The following is a 13,145-nucleotide window of genomic DNA, read 5'->3' as shown; positions in this document are numbered from 1 at the left end:
GCGTCAGCCCACCGGCGTGGTCGTATCGGTCGCCTCTCGCAGCGAACCGCGCATCACACGCCAGTACCTGGCGGGCATCAGACGTGTCAGCACGTCGATCAGCCGGGCCTCTCGTCCGACCATCGTGCGGATGCTGCGCCGTTCGACTGCACGGATGATGCGCGCCGCGGCATCCGTCGGTTCGGTGTGGTACATCGCTGCCTGCGCGGATGCGGCACGTGCGGCGACTGCCGGATCGATCGCCGCGGCGTATCGGCCGTGCAGGATTATGCCCGTGCGCACGCCTGCAGGATAGACCGCGCCCACGGTGACCGTGCTGCCCTCGAGTTCGTGACGCAGTGCTTCGGAGAACCCTCTGACCGCGAACTTGCTCATCGAGTAGGGGATTCGTCCTGCGGGCGCTGCGAGGGCGTAGACGCTGGCGAGATGCATGATGTGCGCAGCCGGACGGGATCGCAGTGCCGGCAGCAGCGCCTTCGTGATCGAGACGGTTCCCCAGAGGTTGACGTCGACCAGCCAGCGCATCTCCTCCATCGTGAGCTGCTCGAGGCTGCCGAGCATCGACGATCCGGCGCATGTGATCAGCGCGTTGATCCTCGGGTGTGCGGCGGTCACCCCGGCGGCGGTCGCGGCGACGGCGTCGTCGTCGCGCAGGTCGACGACGTGCGTCGTCACCGTGCCTGGCAGATCCGATGCGACGGACGCCAGCGCCTGCGCGTTGTGATCGAGCAGCGCGAGGTGCACTCCGGCCGCCGCGAGCTGAACGGCGAGCTGTGCACCCATGCCGCTGGCGGCGCCGGTGATCACGGTGGTGTTCCCGGCAAGGGTCAGCCGGCTCATGCATCCTCCTCCTGACACGTTTCGGGTTCGTGCCGTTCGCTTCATCGCAGGTGGGGAGAACCTGTCGCGTTCTATTCTGGCCCCCTCTGGCGTCAGTCGGTGACGGTACGATCTCCAGAGGAGGTTGTGGTGGGACGAACTGCGGATGCTGTGGCCGAAGGCGTCGCCATCGGGACGGCTGCTGCGCGCCTGACGGTGAAGAACCGCATCCTTGTCGGCACGATCGCCCAGGGCGGCGTGTTCGACGCCGAGCGCTACCTCGCAGCCGCACGCGAGGCGCTGCTGGCGATGGCCGATGAGTCCGAGCAGGCGGCCGAACGGGTGACCACGTGGCGCAAGCGCGCTCGGGGACGGCACTCCGATCCGTCGAGCACGCACGATTACCGTGACCGCGATGTGCGCAACCTCCGCCGCCGGGCCAAGCAGTCGGCCGGCGTCGCCGAGAAGCTGCGGGCCATCGCCGAAGACCCCGAACAGCTCGGCGCTCTCGTCGAGGGCGCACGCGAGGCGGCGTGGGCGGATGTGCGCGGCAACCTCGACCGCAGGCTCCATGTCGAGGGCATGCGCCCGGATCAGGATCCCGACTACGAGGTCATGCGTGAAGCGCGGATGCAGGCGCTGCGCCTCGTCGATCTGCAGGCTCTATCGTCCGAGCAGCGTGCGCGGCGCAAGCGCGAGCAGCAGGCCTGACGCTCGGTTTCGCGTTGGGGTGCTTCGTCATGTATTCTTGCTGAGGCCCACTTCGAGAGATGTGGGCCGAGATATGCGCCCGTAGCTCAATGGATAGAGCATCTGACTACGGATCAGAAGGTTAGGGGTTCGAGTCCCTTCGGGCGCACACTGTGTTGAGACAGCAATCTACGAAAACCCGCGGATTTCCGCGGGTTTTCGTGTTTCCGGGAGGTACCGGGTTCGTTCTGATTCCGCTGACGCGCCGTCTGATCGAGAGTCAGAAAGATTCGATGGAGTGGCGCGATATTCCGCGGAATCACGCGAGTCATTGGTGGTGAGATCGCGCTCGGCGTCGACCACATGTGTGCACGCATGTGTGCACCGGGTCCGGCGCGATTCTGTGTCCTACGATCGTCTCCACGACCTGACGGCAGACGAGCCGGCTGGCGACCGCAAGGGCGGTCGAGCTCATCCGAAGCGCCCCTGTAAGGGCGCGAACTCGAAATCGCCCGACCGGGGTTGATCCAAGCGGTCGCGAGGTGTGAACAAACGGGGTTGGCCCCATTGACACCCACGGGCGGCTCGCGAAGGCGAGTTCGAGTTCGGGGCACCAGCCTGCCTTAAGCCGTCCACACGCTGCGGCGGTCTGCGTCGGCACGCCTGCCGAGGCATCGCGCAACTCGTGTGGTGGCGTACCGAGATACGGTCGAGGAGTGGATGGTAGCGGCCGGCTGGCAGAGGCGCGGGAGCGTGTTCGTCAGCTCGAACAGGAACTCGCGGTCGCGCGTCGCGCCCTCGAGGAGATCGAGCAGGAGGCCGTGCCGCGAACTGAGTCTGCAGCGCTCGGACTCCGCGACGCGGTTAACGAGCGGGTGACTGCGGTGACGGCTGCATCCTCGCCCGAGCAGAAGCTTGCCTTGTTTCGCGCCCGATTCGCCGGTCGCACCGACGCCTACGCGCTGCCGTGGGTGAGTCGTCGCACTGGTAAGAAGGGTTGGAGCCCGGCCGTGCGGGGCGGGTTCTTCACCGACGCGACGGCTGATGGTGACTTGCTCCCGTTGACGGATGCGGTTCTTGAGCAGCATCTTCGCGGCGGGCGGACAGGTGATCGTGAGTTTCACGTCGGTCTATACCGCTCCTGCCGGACGACCATTGTCGACTTCTCGTGTGCGACTTCGATGATGGCGGCTGGCGACAGGATGCCCGGGCGTATGCCGCCGCGTGCAAAAAGGCTCGGATCGGTGCCCTTGCCGAGATCTCGCGCTCGGGGGAGGGCGCGCATGTCTGGGTCTTCTTCGAAGCAGCGGTGCCCGCCGCGACCGCGCGGGCGATGGGAGCGGCGATGCTGCGCGCGGCGATGGCAGAGCAAACGTCGATGCCGATGTCGAGCTACGACCGGTTCTTTCCTTCCCAGGACACCCTTCCGGCGCGCTCTCCTGGACGCCTGCGTCTCGGAAACCTCATCGCACTTCCGCTCCAGGGCGACTCTCGCCGCCGAGGGACGACGGTGTTTGCCGACCCTGAGACCTGGGAGCCATTCGCGGATCAGTTCGCTGCGCTCGCTGCTGTCAGCCCTGTGCCGGCCGAGCGGGTGGGTGAGTTCGCGACCAACTCGAGTCGATTGTCTGCCGGGCCGCGGGAGTCGCTTGCGACGAGGCCTCGCCGGGCGGCGGTCAAGGCTGAGGCTGCCCGCATCGCGGGACGACGGATCGTGGTGCGTCGCGATGCGGTCGTGCATATTCCTGTGGAGGGTCTTCCCGGCTTGGTGATCACCGAGCTCAAGCACGCAGCATCCGTCTCGAATCCGGAGTTCTATCGTCGGCAGGCGCAGCGATTCAGCACGTTCGGCATCCCACGACTCGTCACATGCTTCGAGCATGATGAAGGCGAACTGCGCCTACCCCGCGGCCTGCTCGACGAGGTAACCAACGTGCTCGCGGATGCTGGTTTCCAGGTCGAGGTGTCGGTCGACGTGGCGGCGCGCACATCTATCGATGTGGTGTTCACGGGCGAACTGCATGATCACCAGCGGGACGCGGTTACGGCCCTGCGGCGTCACAACACAGGAGTGCTGGTCGCCCCGCCAGGTTCGGGCAAGACCGTGATCGCATGTGCGCTGATAGCCGAACGCGCGACACCGACCGCGATTCTCGTCAACCGTGCCGAGCTGCTCCAGCAATGGCGAACGCGACTGACTCAGTTTCTCTCCATCACCGACAAGGAGATCGGGCAATTGGGTAACGGGCGCCGTAAGCGTCGGGGGATCGTCGACGTCATCATGATGCAGTCGATCGCCCACCGTAGCGGGGACCCGACGGTGCTCGAAGAGTATGGGCAGGTCATCGTCGACGAGTGCCATGCGGTCGCCGCGCCTGCCGTCGAGGCTGCCATCCGTGCGGTGAGTGTGCGGCAGTGGGTTGGTCTCACGGCGACTCCCTATCGTGCCGACCAGATGGACGGGCTCATCACGATGCAGTGCGGACCGATCCGGCACACCATAACGGCAGCACCCGCTGAGGCGCGCAGTTTCATCGTGCACGAGACCGCGTTCACCACCGAAGAAGTTGGAGCAGATGGACCCTCGATTCAGGCGATCTATTCCGAACTTGCGCTCGACGAGGTCCGCAATGCGCTTATCGTCGAGCACGTCGTCCGTGCAGCGGAGGAAGGCCGTCGGTCGTTGGTGCTGACGAACCGGCTCGACCACCTCGATGTGCTTGCTGAAGGGATCGCTTCGCGCACCGAGGTCCCGGTGCTGTCTCTTCACGGTCGGCTGAGTGCCGCGGAGCGGCGGACACTGCGTGACCGGCTCGCATCCTTGGACGCGGCGCGTGAGCCGTTCGTACTCGTCGCGATCGACAAGATCGCCGGCGAGGGGATCGACCTGCCATCTCTGAATGCCTTGTTCCTCGCGGTGCCGGTCTCATTCAAGGGTCGCATCATCCAGCAGGTCGGTCGGGTTACGCGCGGCGTCGACGCGGATGTAGCCGCCGTTGTTCACGACTTCCGCGACGCTGCCGTACCGATACTGGAGCGGATGCACAATCGTCGTCGGCGCGTGGTGGCGAAGGAAGGATTCTCGGTCGTGAACGACTCAGGCTGAGAGGAAAAGTCCCCCGACGCGCGCTCGGTTCGAATGGATAGCGAATCGCCATGCCGCGAGGCACTTTCTCTTTAGGGGTATGCGTAAACTGAAAGCCATGTCTGAGTCGAGCGATCTGGTTCCCTTTCAGCCGGGCACGGAACTGCTCGCCGATCGCGCCCGCGCGGAAGACGCGGTCGAGCGATGCCTCGCGCAGATCCGCACGGGGGCGCTGCCCGACGACGTAGAACGCCAGCGCGTCGATATCAAAGAAGAGGCAGGGCGCCGCGGGTCCGGCGGTCGGCTGTTGCCGGGGAACCGCGAGAATACGAAGGCGGCCGACCATCTCGCCGACGAGATTGCCGCGATGGCAAACACTCCAGGCGGCGGGGCGCTTATCGTCGGGATCGAAGACAAAGCGGGCGATCTGCTCGGTACGGAATTGGATGCGGAGTGGCTGCGACAGCAGATCTACCGTCGGATCGACATCGCCCCTGATGTCATCGAACGCGTCGAACAGGGCATCCGACTGCTGGTTCTCTATGTACCCGAGGCGCGGGAACCGGTCGAGGACACCAGCGACAGGCTCCGATGGCGCGTCGGGCCAGCATCAGTGCCGATCGACCGTGGTCAATGGTGGTTGCATCGTCAGGGGCGAGCGGGGTGGGACCCGATGTCGCGACCCAGCTCGCTGACCACCCATCACGTAACTCCGGGCGCGATCGCGGTCGCGCGAGGCTACCTGGGGCGGCGGGACCTCAAGGATGCCAGCGCGACAGACATCGCGGATGCTTCGACCGAAGACATGCTCCGCCAGCTCGGCCTCTTGACCGTCGAGGGTTTCCTCACGGAAGCTGGCGCATTGTTGTTCTGCGCTGCACCGCGTCCCTGGCTGAGCTGGACTCGACTTGATGTCGAAGGTGGGGATGTGCTCGCGCGCGAGGAGAGCTTTCAGGGAGTGAGTCTGCTCGAACAGGTCGCGCGGGTCGAGGCACTGATGGATGCTGCCAACGATCGGGTGACGATCGCGGGAGAGTTCGCTGAGCGGGTTGTCAGGCTCATTCCGACCCGCGCAGCACGTGAGGCAATTCTCAATGGGATCGTGCATCGGGACTGGAACCAGCACGCACCGACAACAGTCACATGGGTTGAGGAGGATTACTCCCTCACCGTGGTCTCGCCGGGCGGGTTCGTCGGCGGGGTCACAGCTGACAACCTCCTTACACAACGGTTCAGCCGGTCGCCGGCGCTTGCGGACGCTGCACTTGCCCTCGGGCTTGTTGACAAGCAGGGAATCGGTGTCGACCGCATGTATCGCGAGATGGTGGCGCTCGGCCACCAGCCGCCGAGGATCATTGAGGACTCTGGCCCTCGGGTGCGTGCCAGGCTCGTCGGCGGCGCGCCGGTGGTGCCCATCATGCGGCTGACAACACGCCTCCAACCCGCAGCGCGACAACGTGACGTTCAGGTCGCTCTCGTCATCCACGCACTCCTCCACAACCCCTTTACAACAGCGACGGAGATGGCCACGCTCCTTCAGCGGTCGGCGAGCGAAGCCGCCGAAGCGCTCGAAACAACGGCCATGTGTGTGCTCGATGCACAGCCGATCATTGAATCCCACAAGGACGTGTGGGTTCTGTCGGCGATGTCACGCAAGGCCGTGCTCAGCGGAGTCGCCGATGCAGCCGGACTAAAACGGCGCGGAGTGCTCTGGTACGTGGGACCGAGCGCCGACGATGCTCGAACTATCGTGCGTCGCTGGCTCGACCACCACGATCGCATCACGTCGGGGGACTTCGCAGTGCTGACAGGAATGACACCCCAAGGCGCGCGCGGGGCGCTGGAGAGGCTGGAGGGCGATCTGCTGGCCCGGGGCGACGCCGCGGGCCGCAACGCGCACTTCGTGTTGAGGTAGTAGCACTCTGCGAGGAGAGAGTGCGCTGCTGAACGAACGCGATCTTCTGCCCACTTCGATCCGGCGTCGGTCCGTCGTCATGGCAACACCGTGGCAACAACTGAATCAAATCGAGGCCGATCCGGCTGATCGAATCGGAACCCTGACCTGATCGAATCCGCGTGGAACCGGGGTGCCTGATCGAGGTAGCTGGCGGTCTTTGTGGGTTCAAATCCCACCGTAGGTAGGGAGATGTCTCCCGTTGCGGCCTGGCACGGGGGTGTGTGCACCAATGTGTGAACCATGCCAGAACTCCCCCGGAATCACGCGGATCTCGGCGAAGAACCCGATTACTACGGATCAGAAGGTTAGGGGTTCGAGTCCCTTGTCGGATCTCACGACAGTTGTCGACCTACGTCATGGCTGATCTGGGGTTCTTCACGTCGAGTTGTCTTGCACTTGACGCGATCTGTCTCACAGAAGGTGTCACGAACCTCTGAGAGATCTATCGCCGGACTTTCGCCCCATCGCGAGAACCTTGGCGATGTCCGAGCCTCGCCGAGCTCTCGCCTTCCGCAACGCGGAAGCAAACCGTACTGCAAGGCTATGGCTATTCCACCCGTCTCAGCAGTTCGACGTTTCGTTTGACGATCAGCCGACGGAGATACGGCAAAAGGATGAGGCGCTCCGCGAGGAGCCCGAAAATGGGTGAGGCAAATGTGATGTCGTCAGTCATACGGCAGCCACCACCCGGGGTTGCCTCGAAGAAGTGCTCGTGGCGAAAGGCACGAAAGGGCCCGGACGTCTGTTCATCTACGAAGTGTCTAGGCCGCGAGAGTTCAGTCACGCGCGACGACATCGTGAACCAAACCCCGAGATGACGGCCGCGCCACGTAACTTCTTCCCCGAGGCGGATTCGTCCATCCGTGACGCCATCGATGGCGCGCTCGCGAGTGCCAGCCATCGATGCAACATGTACCTCGATATCGAGCGAGATGTCAAAGAGCTCCGAGGGTGCGGCGCTCGACTGAGTGGTAACGGTGAAACGGGAGACCATCTACTTGCCTGCGTGTTCGACTCGGGCGGTCCTGCGGTCGCGTGACTCAGCACGGCTCGCCAGAATCCATGAAACACGCCAAAGAAAAGCCCAAGCAAAGAACACTGGCCCGAAAAACGCTATAGACGGAACGACAGCTAACCAACCGCCACTCGCGAACGCGGACATCACCACCACGGATACAAGTGCAACGGCAGGCACTGCGACTGCCCACCATGTACGAGGCCGTATCGCCGCGAGCCATACTGCCACGCCCAGAGCCGACACCGCGGCCGCGACGATGCCAACCATCAATGCCACTCGATCAAGGGGAATCGTTCCCGGCCTCATCAGCGAAGCAACAACCCACCAACCCAGGAAGGAGAGGACAAGCGACGCGAGGCCGACAACGCCAAAACACACGGTCCTGGCGCGATCGGCCTCGCGAGCCCCACGCAGCATCACAATTCCGGCTCGCCGCAGTTAGAAGTTTCGTGAAGCAGTGTAGGACTTGTCACACCAAGCCATCCATCCAACGAGACACGGGTAACTCGCGTCGCTGAAGTTCCAGACCTTCGTGTAGACCTGGTTGCCCAGGGTGTCGTAGTTGTATGACGCGTAGGACTCATGGTTCGGAACGTTGTTGTGGCGGCCATTGACGGCCACCGCTCCTGATTTCCAGAATTGCACCGTCTCGCGATACTTCACACTGCCGACAGAGCAGAACGGGTCAGCGACGTCATGTCGGATATCGAAGTGAGCAACGCTGCCGGTCATCCAGGTGTCCAGGACCTGAATACCGTCCGTGCTGGCCTGCTTTGTCTCTGTTACAACGCCGTTCACGACCTTCCGGGTGACACCGGTGCTTTTTTCCCAGTACATGTTCCATGGTTCCGGGTTCTGCCAGTTTGCAGCAACGCGGATCGCTGTACGGTGCGAGGGAAGGGAAAAGTCGCTCGGATAAGTGTCTCCGCGATTGTCGCCCTTGAAGGCGGTCGCGCCACTGCAGGCCATTCCCTCGTACCACGCAATCGGCACTGTCTCCTGTGGAATGTAGGTCATGTGAATCCACTGGTTCAGCTGCTGAGTGGGAACAGCGTACGGCGTGACCGCAGCGTCCAGGTTGCGCAGTGACGGTGCCTCAGCAGGCATAGTGTGCGCCACCAAGGAAAGCGACATGGCCTCGGGGTCTGCTACCGGCGAGGATGCATCTAGCGGCTCGTCAACCACCGAGTCACGTTTCGTGGAGACTGACTCGATGGAGTAGCTGTAAGCGGTACCCGGCTCGACTGAAATGTCACGGTAGACACCGCCGGTAGTCGTCCCGACAGGATGCCCGTCACGAAGAACCGTGGCTTCGGCCGGGTACAGTTCGCCGAGGGCAATCTGTACTTCGGACGACGTGCTAAGAACGGCAACGAGAGGCTTGCTGCCCACCTGAGCGGGCAGCGTGGTCTGGTCAGGAGTTACGCCACCAGTAGCCACGAGATTGCCATCGGCATCGATATGGGTCGGTTCGTTTTGTTGCTGGCCGCTTCGATCTTCTGCGTCCCCGCTCTGCCGCTCCAACCACTCCAGTTCAAGCAGAGTCGCGACTTCACCGTCGTCACCCTGAACGTATGACACTGTCTGGCCAGCCTCTTCGTTGGCCGAGAGCGTCCGAGCCTCGAGATCGTCGCCCGAAACTACTGAGAAGCCCTCTGATGTCGACTCAATTGTGAAGTCTGACGGCGACGGCGCCTCAGCAACAGCGAAGGCTGTGGTGGCGGTCCCAGAGCTGATAGCAAGGGCTAGAACTGCGACAGTGATCGTGGCGCGTGAGCGCCGACTTGCAAGCTTCATGAATCTCTCCAGTTCCGCATCTATGAAGCTCCAGTGTGTCATGAGACTCGATTCGTTGGTACGAGACTGGGTTCAGGACCCCCTGCTGGCGGCGGCCCGAGCCCTATGCCGTTCAGCCGTCTCCACCGCTGTAAGTCAGGACCAGCGCGCCCTCGATAGTTCTTGGCATACGGATGCCCGTCCCCTCTCATGAGTGGGTCGAGAGCTGTACTTCACGTCAGTGCAAGCTCATCGACCAGAACCTGCCACTTGCGGATGACACGAGACGGCGGCGCCGCGTCCATCGGCTTGCATGCGAGGTCCGGAAGGGACTGCGGGATCGCATGGCGGAGAAGACACGCGCGCTGTCTGTGGGCGGCAACGATAAGGGCACGGTTGAGTGGGCACAGTTGATACTTCACCTGCGGTGTCCTGCGGAGCCCGTACATGTACAGCATGGCCCGGTGGGCGTAACCGACGACGCTGAGAGTGAAGGCGCACAGGGCGTCGTTGAGTTCGTCGCCGATCGCGTTCGCAACCGCGGGTAGCAGGCGGTCGGTCTGAGTGAGCGCGGATGTCCTCACGTCTAGGATCAGGGTGATCGTGCGCGGCGATGTGAGCACGCAGGCCAAGCGAATGATCTCGGGGTACGCGCACAGCAACACTTCTTCGTAGGTGTCGAGGCAGCGGATACCGAATCGCGCCATGCGGTCGTCGATGCGGGACGGGGCTTGTGTCCCTTCGTGCCAGGCGTGGACGAACGCTGCGGCAAGGTTCAGTTCTCCGGTGTGGAGGGCGACGCCACGCTTCCAGAGCTGTGATCGCAGCAGCAGTTCCGCACTCTCGTAGCCGGGCATGCCGGCTACGTCGGCGCGCAGGGCTCGGTACGCCCAATGGTGATGGGTGAGGCAGAGCGCCCCACCGCGGCCGATCGTCGTGGTGGCCAGGCCGCCGGAACATTCCGGGCATGCGGTGCGGGGTTCGGCGAACCGAGCGCACCGACTGCATTTCTCTGGTCGCCAACTGTGGTGACCGCATCTGACCCACATGCCGTGCTTCTCGAAGTCTGCGCTCAGGGCGCCCGGTGCCAGATCCGCGAGTTGCTCGATGACCTCGACGACACACTGATCCGCTGCAGGCCACCAGCTGCGACCGAGGTGCTCCAAGACGATTCGACGGATGTCGCGTTCCTCGCACTGGTGCGCCTGGGCGATCCGCTTCGTGAACCCGTCGACGGTCTCGCCCTCGACGGGTTCGAGTCGAATCGGTAACGTGCGGAGCCGCGTGCTCACAAGTGTCCATGCCTCGATGAGAGGCGCGGTCGCCGTGTGGGAGGCTTGCGGGCGTTGGTGTGACGCAGGAGTGTGGCTCGGACCCGCGGGGCGAACGTCAGGATTCTCTTACCGAGTTCATCGAGGCCCGGAATTTGTCAAGGCGAGTGAGGCCGGTGGGTGTTAGGCGGCGAGTTGGATCTCGTCGGTTGGTGGCTGGTTGATCCACGCGGCCGGGTCTCGGTCGAGGATCTTCGGTCGCGTCTGTCGCGTCGTGAACCGTTCGGGGTGGGCGCGGCGGGCGGCCTCGAGTGTGGCGTCTCGGTCGCGGTCGATGGCGTCGGCGTGCCCGTAGTGCACGTCGGCGGGCGTGTGCATGCCGATGCCGGTGTGCCGGTGGTGGTGGTTGTAGGCGTGCACGAATTCGTCCAGGAACTGCCGTGCGTGGGCGAGGGAGACGAACCGGTCGGGGAAGACGGGCAGGTACTTCATCGTCTTGAACAGCGCTTCGGAGTAGGGGTTGTCATTGGACACGTGCGGTCGGGAGCGGGACGCGGTCACGCCGAGATCGGCGAGCAGGGTGCGGACGGTCTTCGACGTCATCGAGGGGCCGCCGTCGGAGTGCACGACCTCGGGGGTGCCGTGGATCCCGAACGCGTCGGTCATCATCTCCTTGGCGAGTAGGCCGTCCTCGCAGGCGTGCACGATGGCGCCGACGATGTAGCGGGAGAAGATGTCGATCATCACGTACGCGTCGTAGTACGTGCCTTTGACAGGGCCGGCGAGTTTCGTGATGTCCCAGGTATAGACCTGCCCGACGGCGGTCGCGATCAGCTCCGGCACCTTCCGCGGCGGATGGGTCGCGAGCCGGCGCCGCTCCCGTACCTGCGTGTGCTCGCGCAGCACCCGATACATGGTCGAGACCGAGCCCACGTATTCGCCGCGCTCGAGCAGGATGGGATAGATCTGCAACGGCGGCTTGTCGACGAACTCGTCACTGTTGAGCGTGGACAGCACCAGCGACCGCTCGACGCTCGAGAGCTTGTTCGCTGGGGCAGGACGAGCCGACGGCGGCTCGGGGTCCGGTCGGCGTGCGCGGGAGGCGGCGCGGGTCGCGGTCGCACGCGCCACGCCGGTCAGGGCTGCCGCCTGCCGGGTCGGCACGTCCGCGGCGGCCAGTTCGACGTAGGTGTTCATGAGCGCTTCCCGCGCCGCGGGTCGGTGTCCGCGCTCTCGGAGATCTGCCCCAAGAGCGCGTGCGCTTTTCCCATGATCTCCAACGCCGTCCGCGTCATCGACAACTCCACCTCGGCCTTCCGCAGTTGCGCCTTCAACCGGGCGTTCTCGGCCTGCGCGGCGCTGGGACGACCGACCGCTTCGCCGGGGTTCTTGCCCTCCAGCAGACCCGCGTCGCGCTGCTTGCGCCACTCCGAGATCAGCGACGAGTACAGGCCATGTCGGCGCAGGTATCCCGCGCCCTCACCCGTCTCGCACGCGACCTCGTACTCGGACAGGTACTGCAACTTCTGGCCCGGCGAGAACGAACGCCGACGCGTCGGCCCGTCCGGGATCGAGGGTGCGCTCACGACTCCATCATCGGCCGCGACGACCGCGACCGGGGAACTCAAACTCATCAGATTGGTGATCCTTCAACTCGCCCCACGAGGCGGACTTGCTATAAACCGGTGGACTCACTCAACCCTGACACGTAGGGGCCCGGGGACCGCCCGTGCCGAAGCCGCACGGGTCGGTCAAGACCGATGACCGTTTCGCGGCCTTCGACGTGAAAAGATGCGCGGACAGCGTCGACGTCGTGCGACGTGCCCGCGGTCACCGCGTTCACCGCTGCTTCAACGAGCGCGGCGACCTGGATGGGTCCGACGTTCGTGTTCGCGAGGAACTGCTCCGCCCACGGCTCTGTTGTCAGCGCGACGAGACGCACCGCTTCGGGATAGTGGCGCGCAAGCGCCGTTCGATGAGACACGCCCTCCTGTCCGAGATCGGTGGCGCGAAGAAGGGTTGTGGCGAGTTCCAGTTCGCCGGTGTCGGGTCCGATGCCGCGTTCCCAGAGCGTGCCGGTGAGGCATCGTTCCGCGCGAAAGAAGTCGGCGCTTCGCGCGAGGTCGCGGTCTGCTCCCGCGTAGTGCCATCGGCGGTGTCGCGCACACACCGCTCCGATCCGGGTTCGCACTTCAACGGATTCGCCGCCGGTGCAGCGCCTGCATTTCGTGACCGCGGACGGCAGGGGGGCGCACGTCGGGCAGTTGCTGTGTCGCCAGTCGGCGTGAATACAGCGGACGAACAGGCGGTCAGAGCGGCGACCGTCGAAGAATCCAGTCGGGAGGTCGGCGAGTTCTTCGACCAGCCGCGGCACGAGCTCGGGTGTTGTACGCAGAGGAAGCCGCGGGCGCTCGTAACGGATAGTCGTCCACAGTTCCCCGGCCGGCACGGCGTTGCGGCTGGTAAGCCTGCGGTAGACGCTGCCGACGGTTTCACCCGTGAAGGGTTCGATGAGCACGGGGAGCGGCC

Annotated in this window: 10 protein-coding genes, 1 tRNA gene and 1 pseudogene; 6 read left to right on the top strand and 6 right to left on the bottom strand. The window is 64.4% G+C overall.

Annotated features, from left to right (window positions below; all coding sequences use genetic code 11):
* Positions 1-3: 3 nt before the first annotated feature.
* Positions 4-840: an SDR family NAD(P)-dependent oxidoreductase gene (locus JF52_RS0104340; RefSeq protein ID WP_033105182.1), complete on the bottom strand. Its 837-nt coding sequence runs from the start codon at positions 838-840 to the stop codon at positions 4-6.
* Between the two features lie 129 nt (positions 841-969).
* Between JF52_RS0104340 and JF52_RS0104335 the strand changes: the two genes are divergently transcribed.
* The 5 genes and pseudogenes from JF52_RS0104335 to JF52_RS0104320 all read left to right on the top strand — a co-directional run bounded on the left by JF52_RS0104335 (position 970) and on the right by JF52_RS0104320 (position 6,509).
* Entirely contained in the window at positions 970-1,530 is a 561-nt protein-coding gene (locus JF52_RS0104335) for a hypothetical protein (RefSeq protein WP_033105181.1), read from the top strand.
* A 75-nt stretch (positions 1,531-1,605) separates the two neighbouring features.
* Positions 1,606-1,678: transfer RNA gene (locus tag JF52_RS0104330), tRNA-Arg, on the top strand.
* Positions 1,679-2,225: 547 nt separating this feature from the next.
* Positions 2,226-3,943 (top strand): annotated as a pseudogene (locus JF52_RS17980) (TOTE conflict system archaeo-eukaryotic primase domain-containing protein); the annotation flags it as partial.
* Between the two features lie 21 nt (positions 3,944-3,964).
* A complete protein-coding gene (locus JF52_RS17975) occupies positions 3,965-4,615 on the top strand; it encodes a DEAD/DEAH box helicase (protein ID WP_372460296.1) in 651 nt (216 codons plus the stop codon).
* Positions 4,616-4,712: 97 nt separating this feature from the next.
* Positions 4,713-6,509, top strand: coding sequence for a DUF5635 domain-containing protein (locus tag JF52_RS0104320; RefSeq protein WP_084595561.1), 1,797 nt, complete (start codon positions 4,713-4,715; stop codon positions 6,507-6,509).
* Positions 6,510-7,098: 589 nt separating this feature from the next.
* Here the strand turns inward: JF52_RS0104320 and JF52_RS0104315 are convergent.
* From JF52_RS0104315 to JF52_RS0104305, 3 genes are all read right to left on the bottom strand, one after another.
* Positions 7,099-7,545, bottom strand: a complete 447-nt coding sequence (locus JF52_RS0104315) for an SRPBCC family protein (RefSeq protein WP_033105180.1) — start codon at positions 7,543-7,545, stop codon at positions 7,099-7,101.
* A gap of 462 nt (positions 7,546-8,007) precedes the next feature.
* Positions 8,008-9,408, bottom strand: a complete 1,401-nt coding sequence (locus tag JF52_RS0104310) for a DUF3238 domain-containing protein (RefSeq protein WP_033105179.1) — start codon at positions 9,406-9,408, stop codon at positions 8,008-8,010.
* Between the two features lie 170 nt (positions 9,409-9,578).
* Positions 9,579-10,202: a hypothetical protein gene (locus JF52_RS0104305; protein WP_033105178.1), complete on the bottom strand. Its 624-nt coding sequence runs from the start codon at positions 10,200-10,202 to the stop codon at positions 9,579-9,581.
* A gap of 171 nt (positions 10,203-10,373) precedes the next feature.
* On the opposite strand from JF52_RS0104305, the gene JF52_RS0104300 reads away from it, so the two are divergent.
* Positions 10,374-10,616: a hypothetical protein gene (locus JF52_RS0104300; protein WP_152594821.1), complete on the top strand. Its 243-nt coding sequence runs from the start codon at positions 10,374-10,376 to the stop codon at positions 10,614-10,616.
* Between the two features lie 183 nt (positions 10,617-10,799).
* On the opposite strand, the gene JF52_RS0104295 is transcribed toward JF52_RS0104300, so the two are convergent.
* Positions 10,800-12,250, bottom strand: a protein-coding gene (locus tag JF52_RS0104295) for an IS3 family transposase (RefSeq protein ID WP_223309011.1) whose coding sequence is annotated in 2 segments (ribosomal slippage) — positions 10,800-11,875 and positions 11,875-12,250 — 1,452 coding nt in all. Because the reading frame shifts where the segments join, the coding sequence is not laid out codon by codon here.
* 41 nt (positions 12,251-12,291) lie between these two features.
* On the bottom strand, positions 12,292-13,134 hold the full coding sequence (locus JF52_RS0104285) for a hypothetical protein (RefSeq protein WP_152594820.1): 843 nt from the start codon (positions 13,132-13,134) through the stop codon (positions 12,292-12,294).
* Positions 13,135-13,145: the final 11 nt, after the last annotated feature.

The organism is Microbacterium profundi (genome assembly GCF_000763375.1).
GTDB classification, from domain to species: domain Bacteria; phylum Actinomycetota; class Actinomycetes; order Actinomycetales; family Microbacteriaceae; genus Microbacterium; species Microbacterium profundi.
The sequence above is the reverse complement of the archived record's forward strand: the minus strand, read 5'-3'. Positions and strand labels throughout refer to the sequence as shown.

What these genes read in the sequence shown, in the direction of transcription:
- JF52_RS0104315 (WP_033105180.1), bottom strand. Translation starts at nt 7,545, where the DNA reads ATGGTCTCCCGTTTCACCGTTACCACTCAGTCGAGCGCCGCACCCTCG.
- JF52_RS0104340 (WP_033105182.1), bottom strand. Translation starts at nt 840, where the DNA reads ATGAGCCGGCTGACCCTTGCCGGGAACACCACCGTGATCACCGGCGCC.
- JF52_RS0104310 (WP_033105179.1), bottom strand. Translation starts at nt 9,408, where the DNA reads ATGACACACTGGAGCTTCATAGATGCGGAACTGGAGAGATTCATGAAG.
- JF52_RS17975 (WP_372460296.1), top strand. Translation starts at nt 3,965, where the DNA reads ATGGACGGGCTCATCACGATGCAGTGCGGACCGATCCGGCACACCATA.
- JF52_RS0104305 (WP_033105178.1), bottom strand. Translation starts at nt 10,202, where the DNA reads ATGCCCGGCTACGAGAGTGCGGAACTGCTGCTGCGATCACAGCTCTGG.
- JF52_RS0104320 (WP_084595561.1), top strand. Translation starts at nt 4,713, where the DNA reads ATGTCTGAGTCGAGCGATCTGGTTCCCTTTCAGCCGGGCACGGAACTG.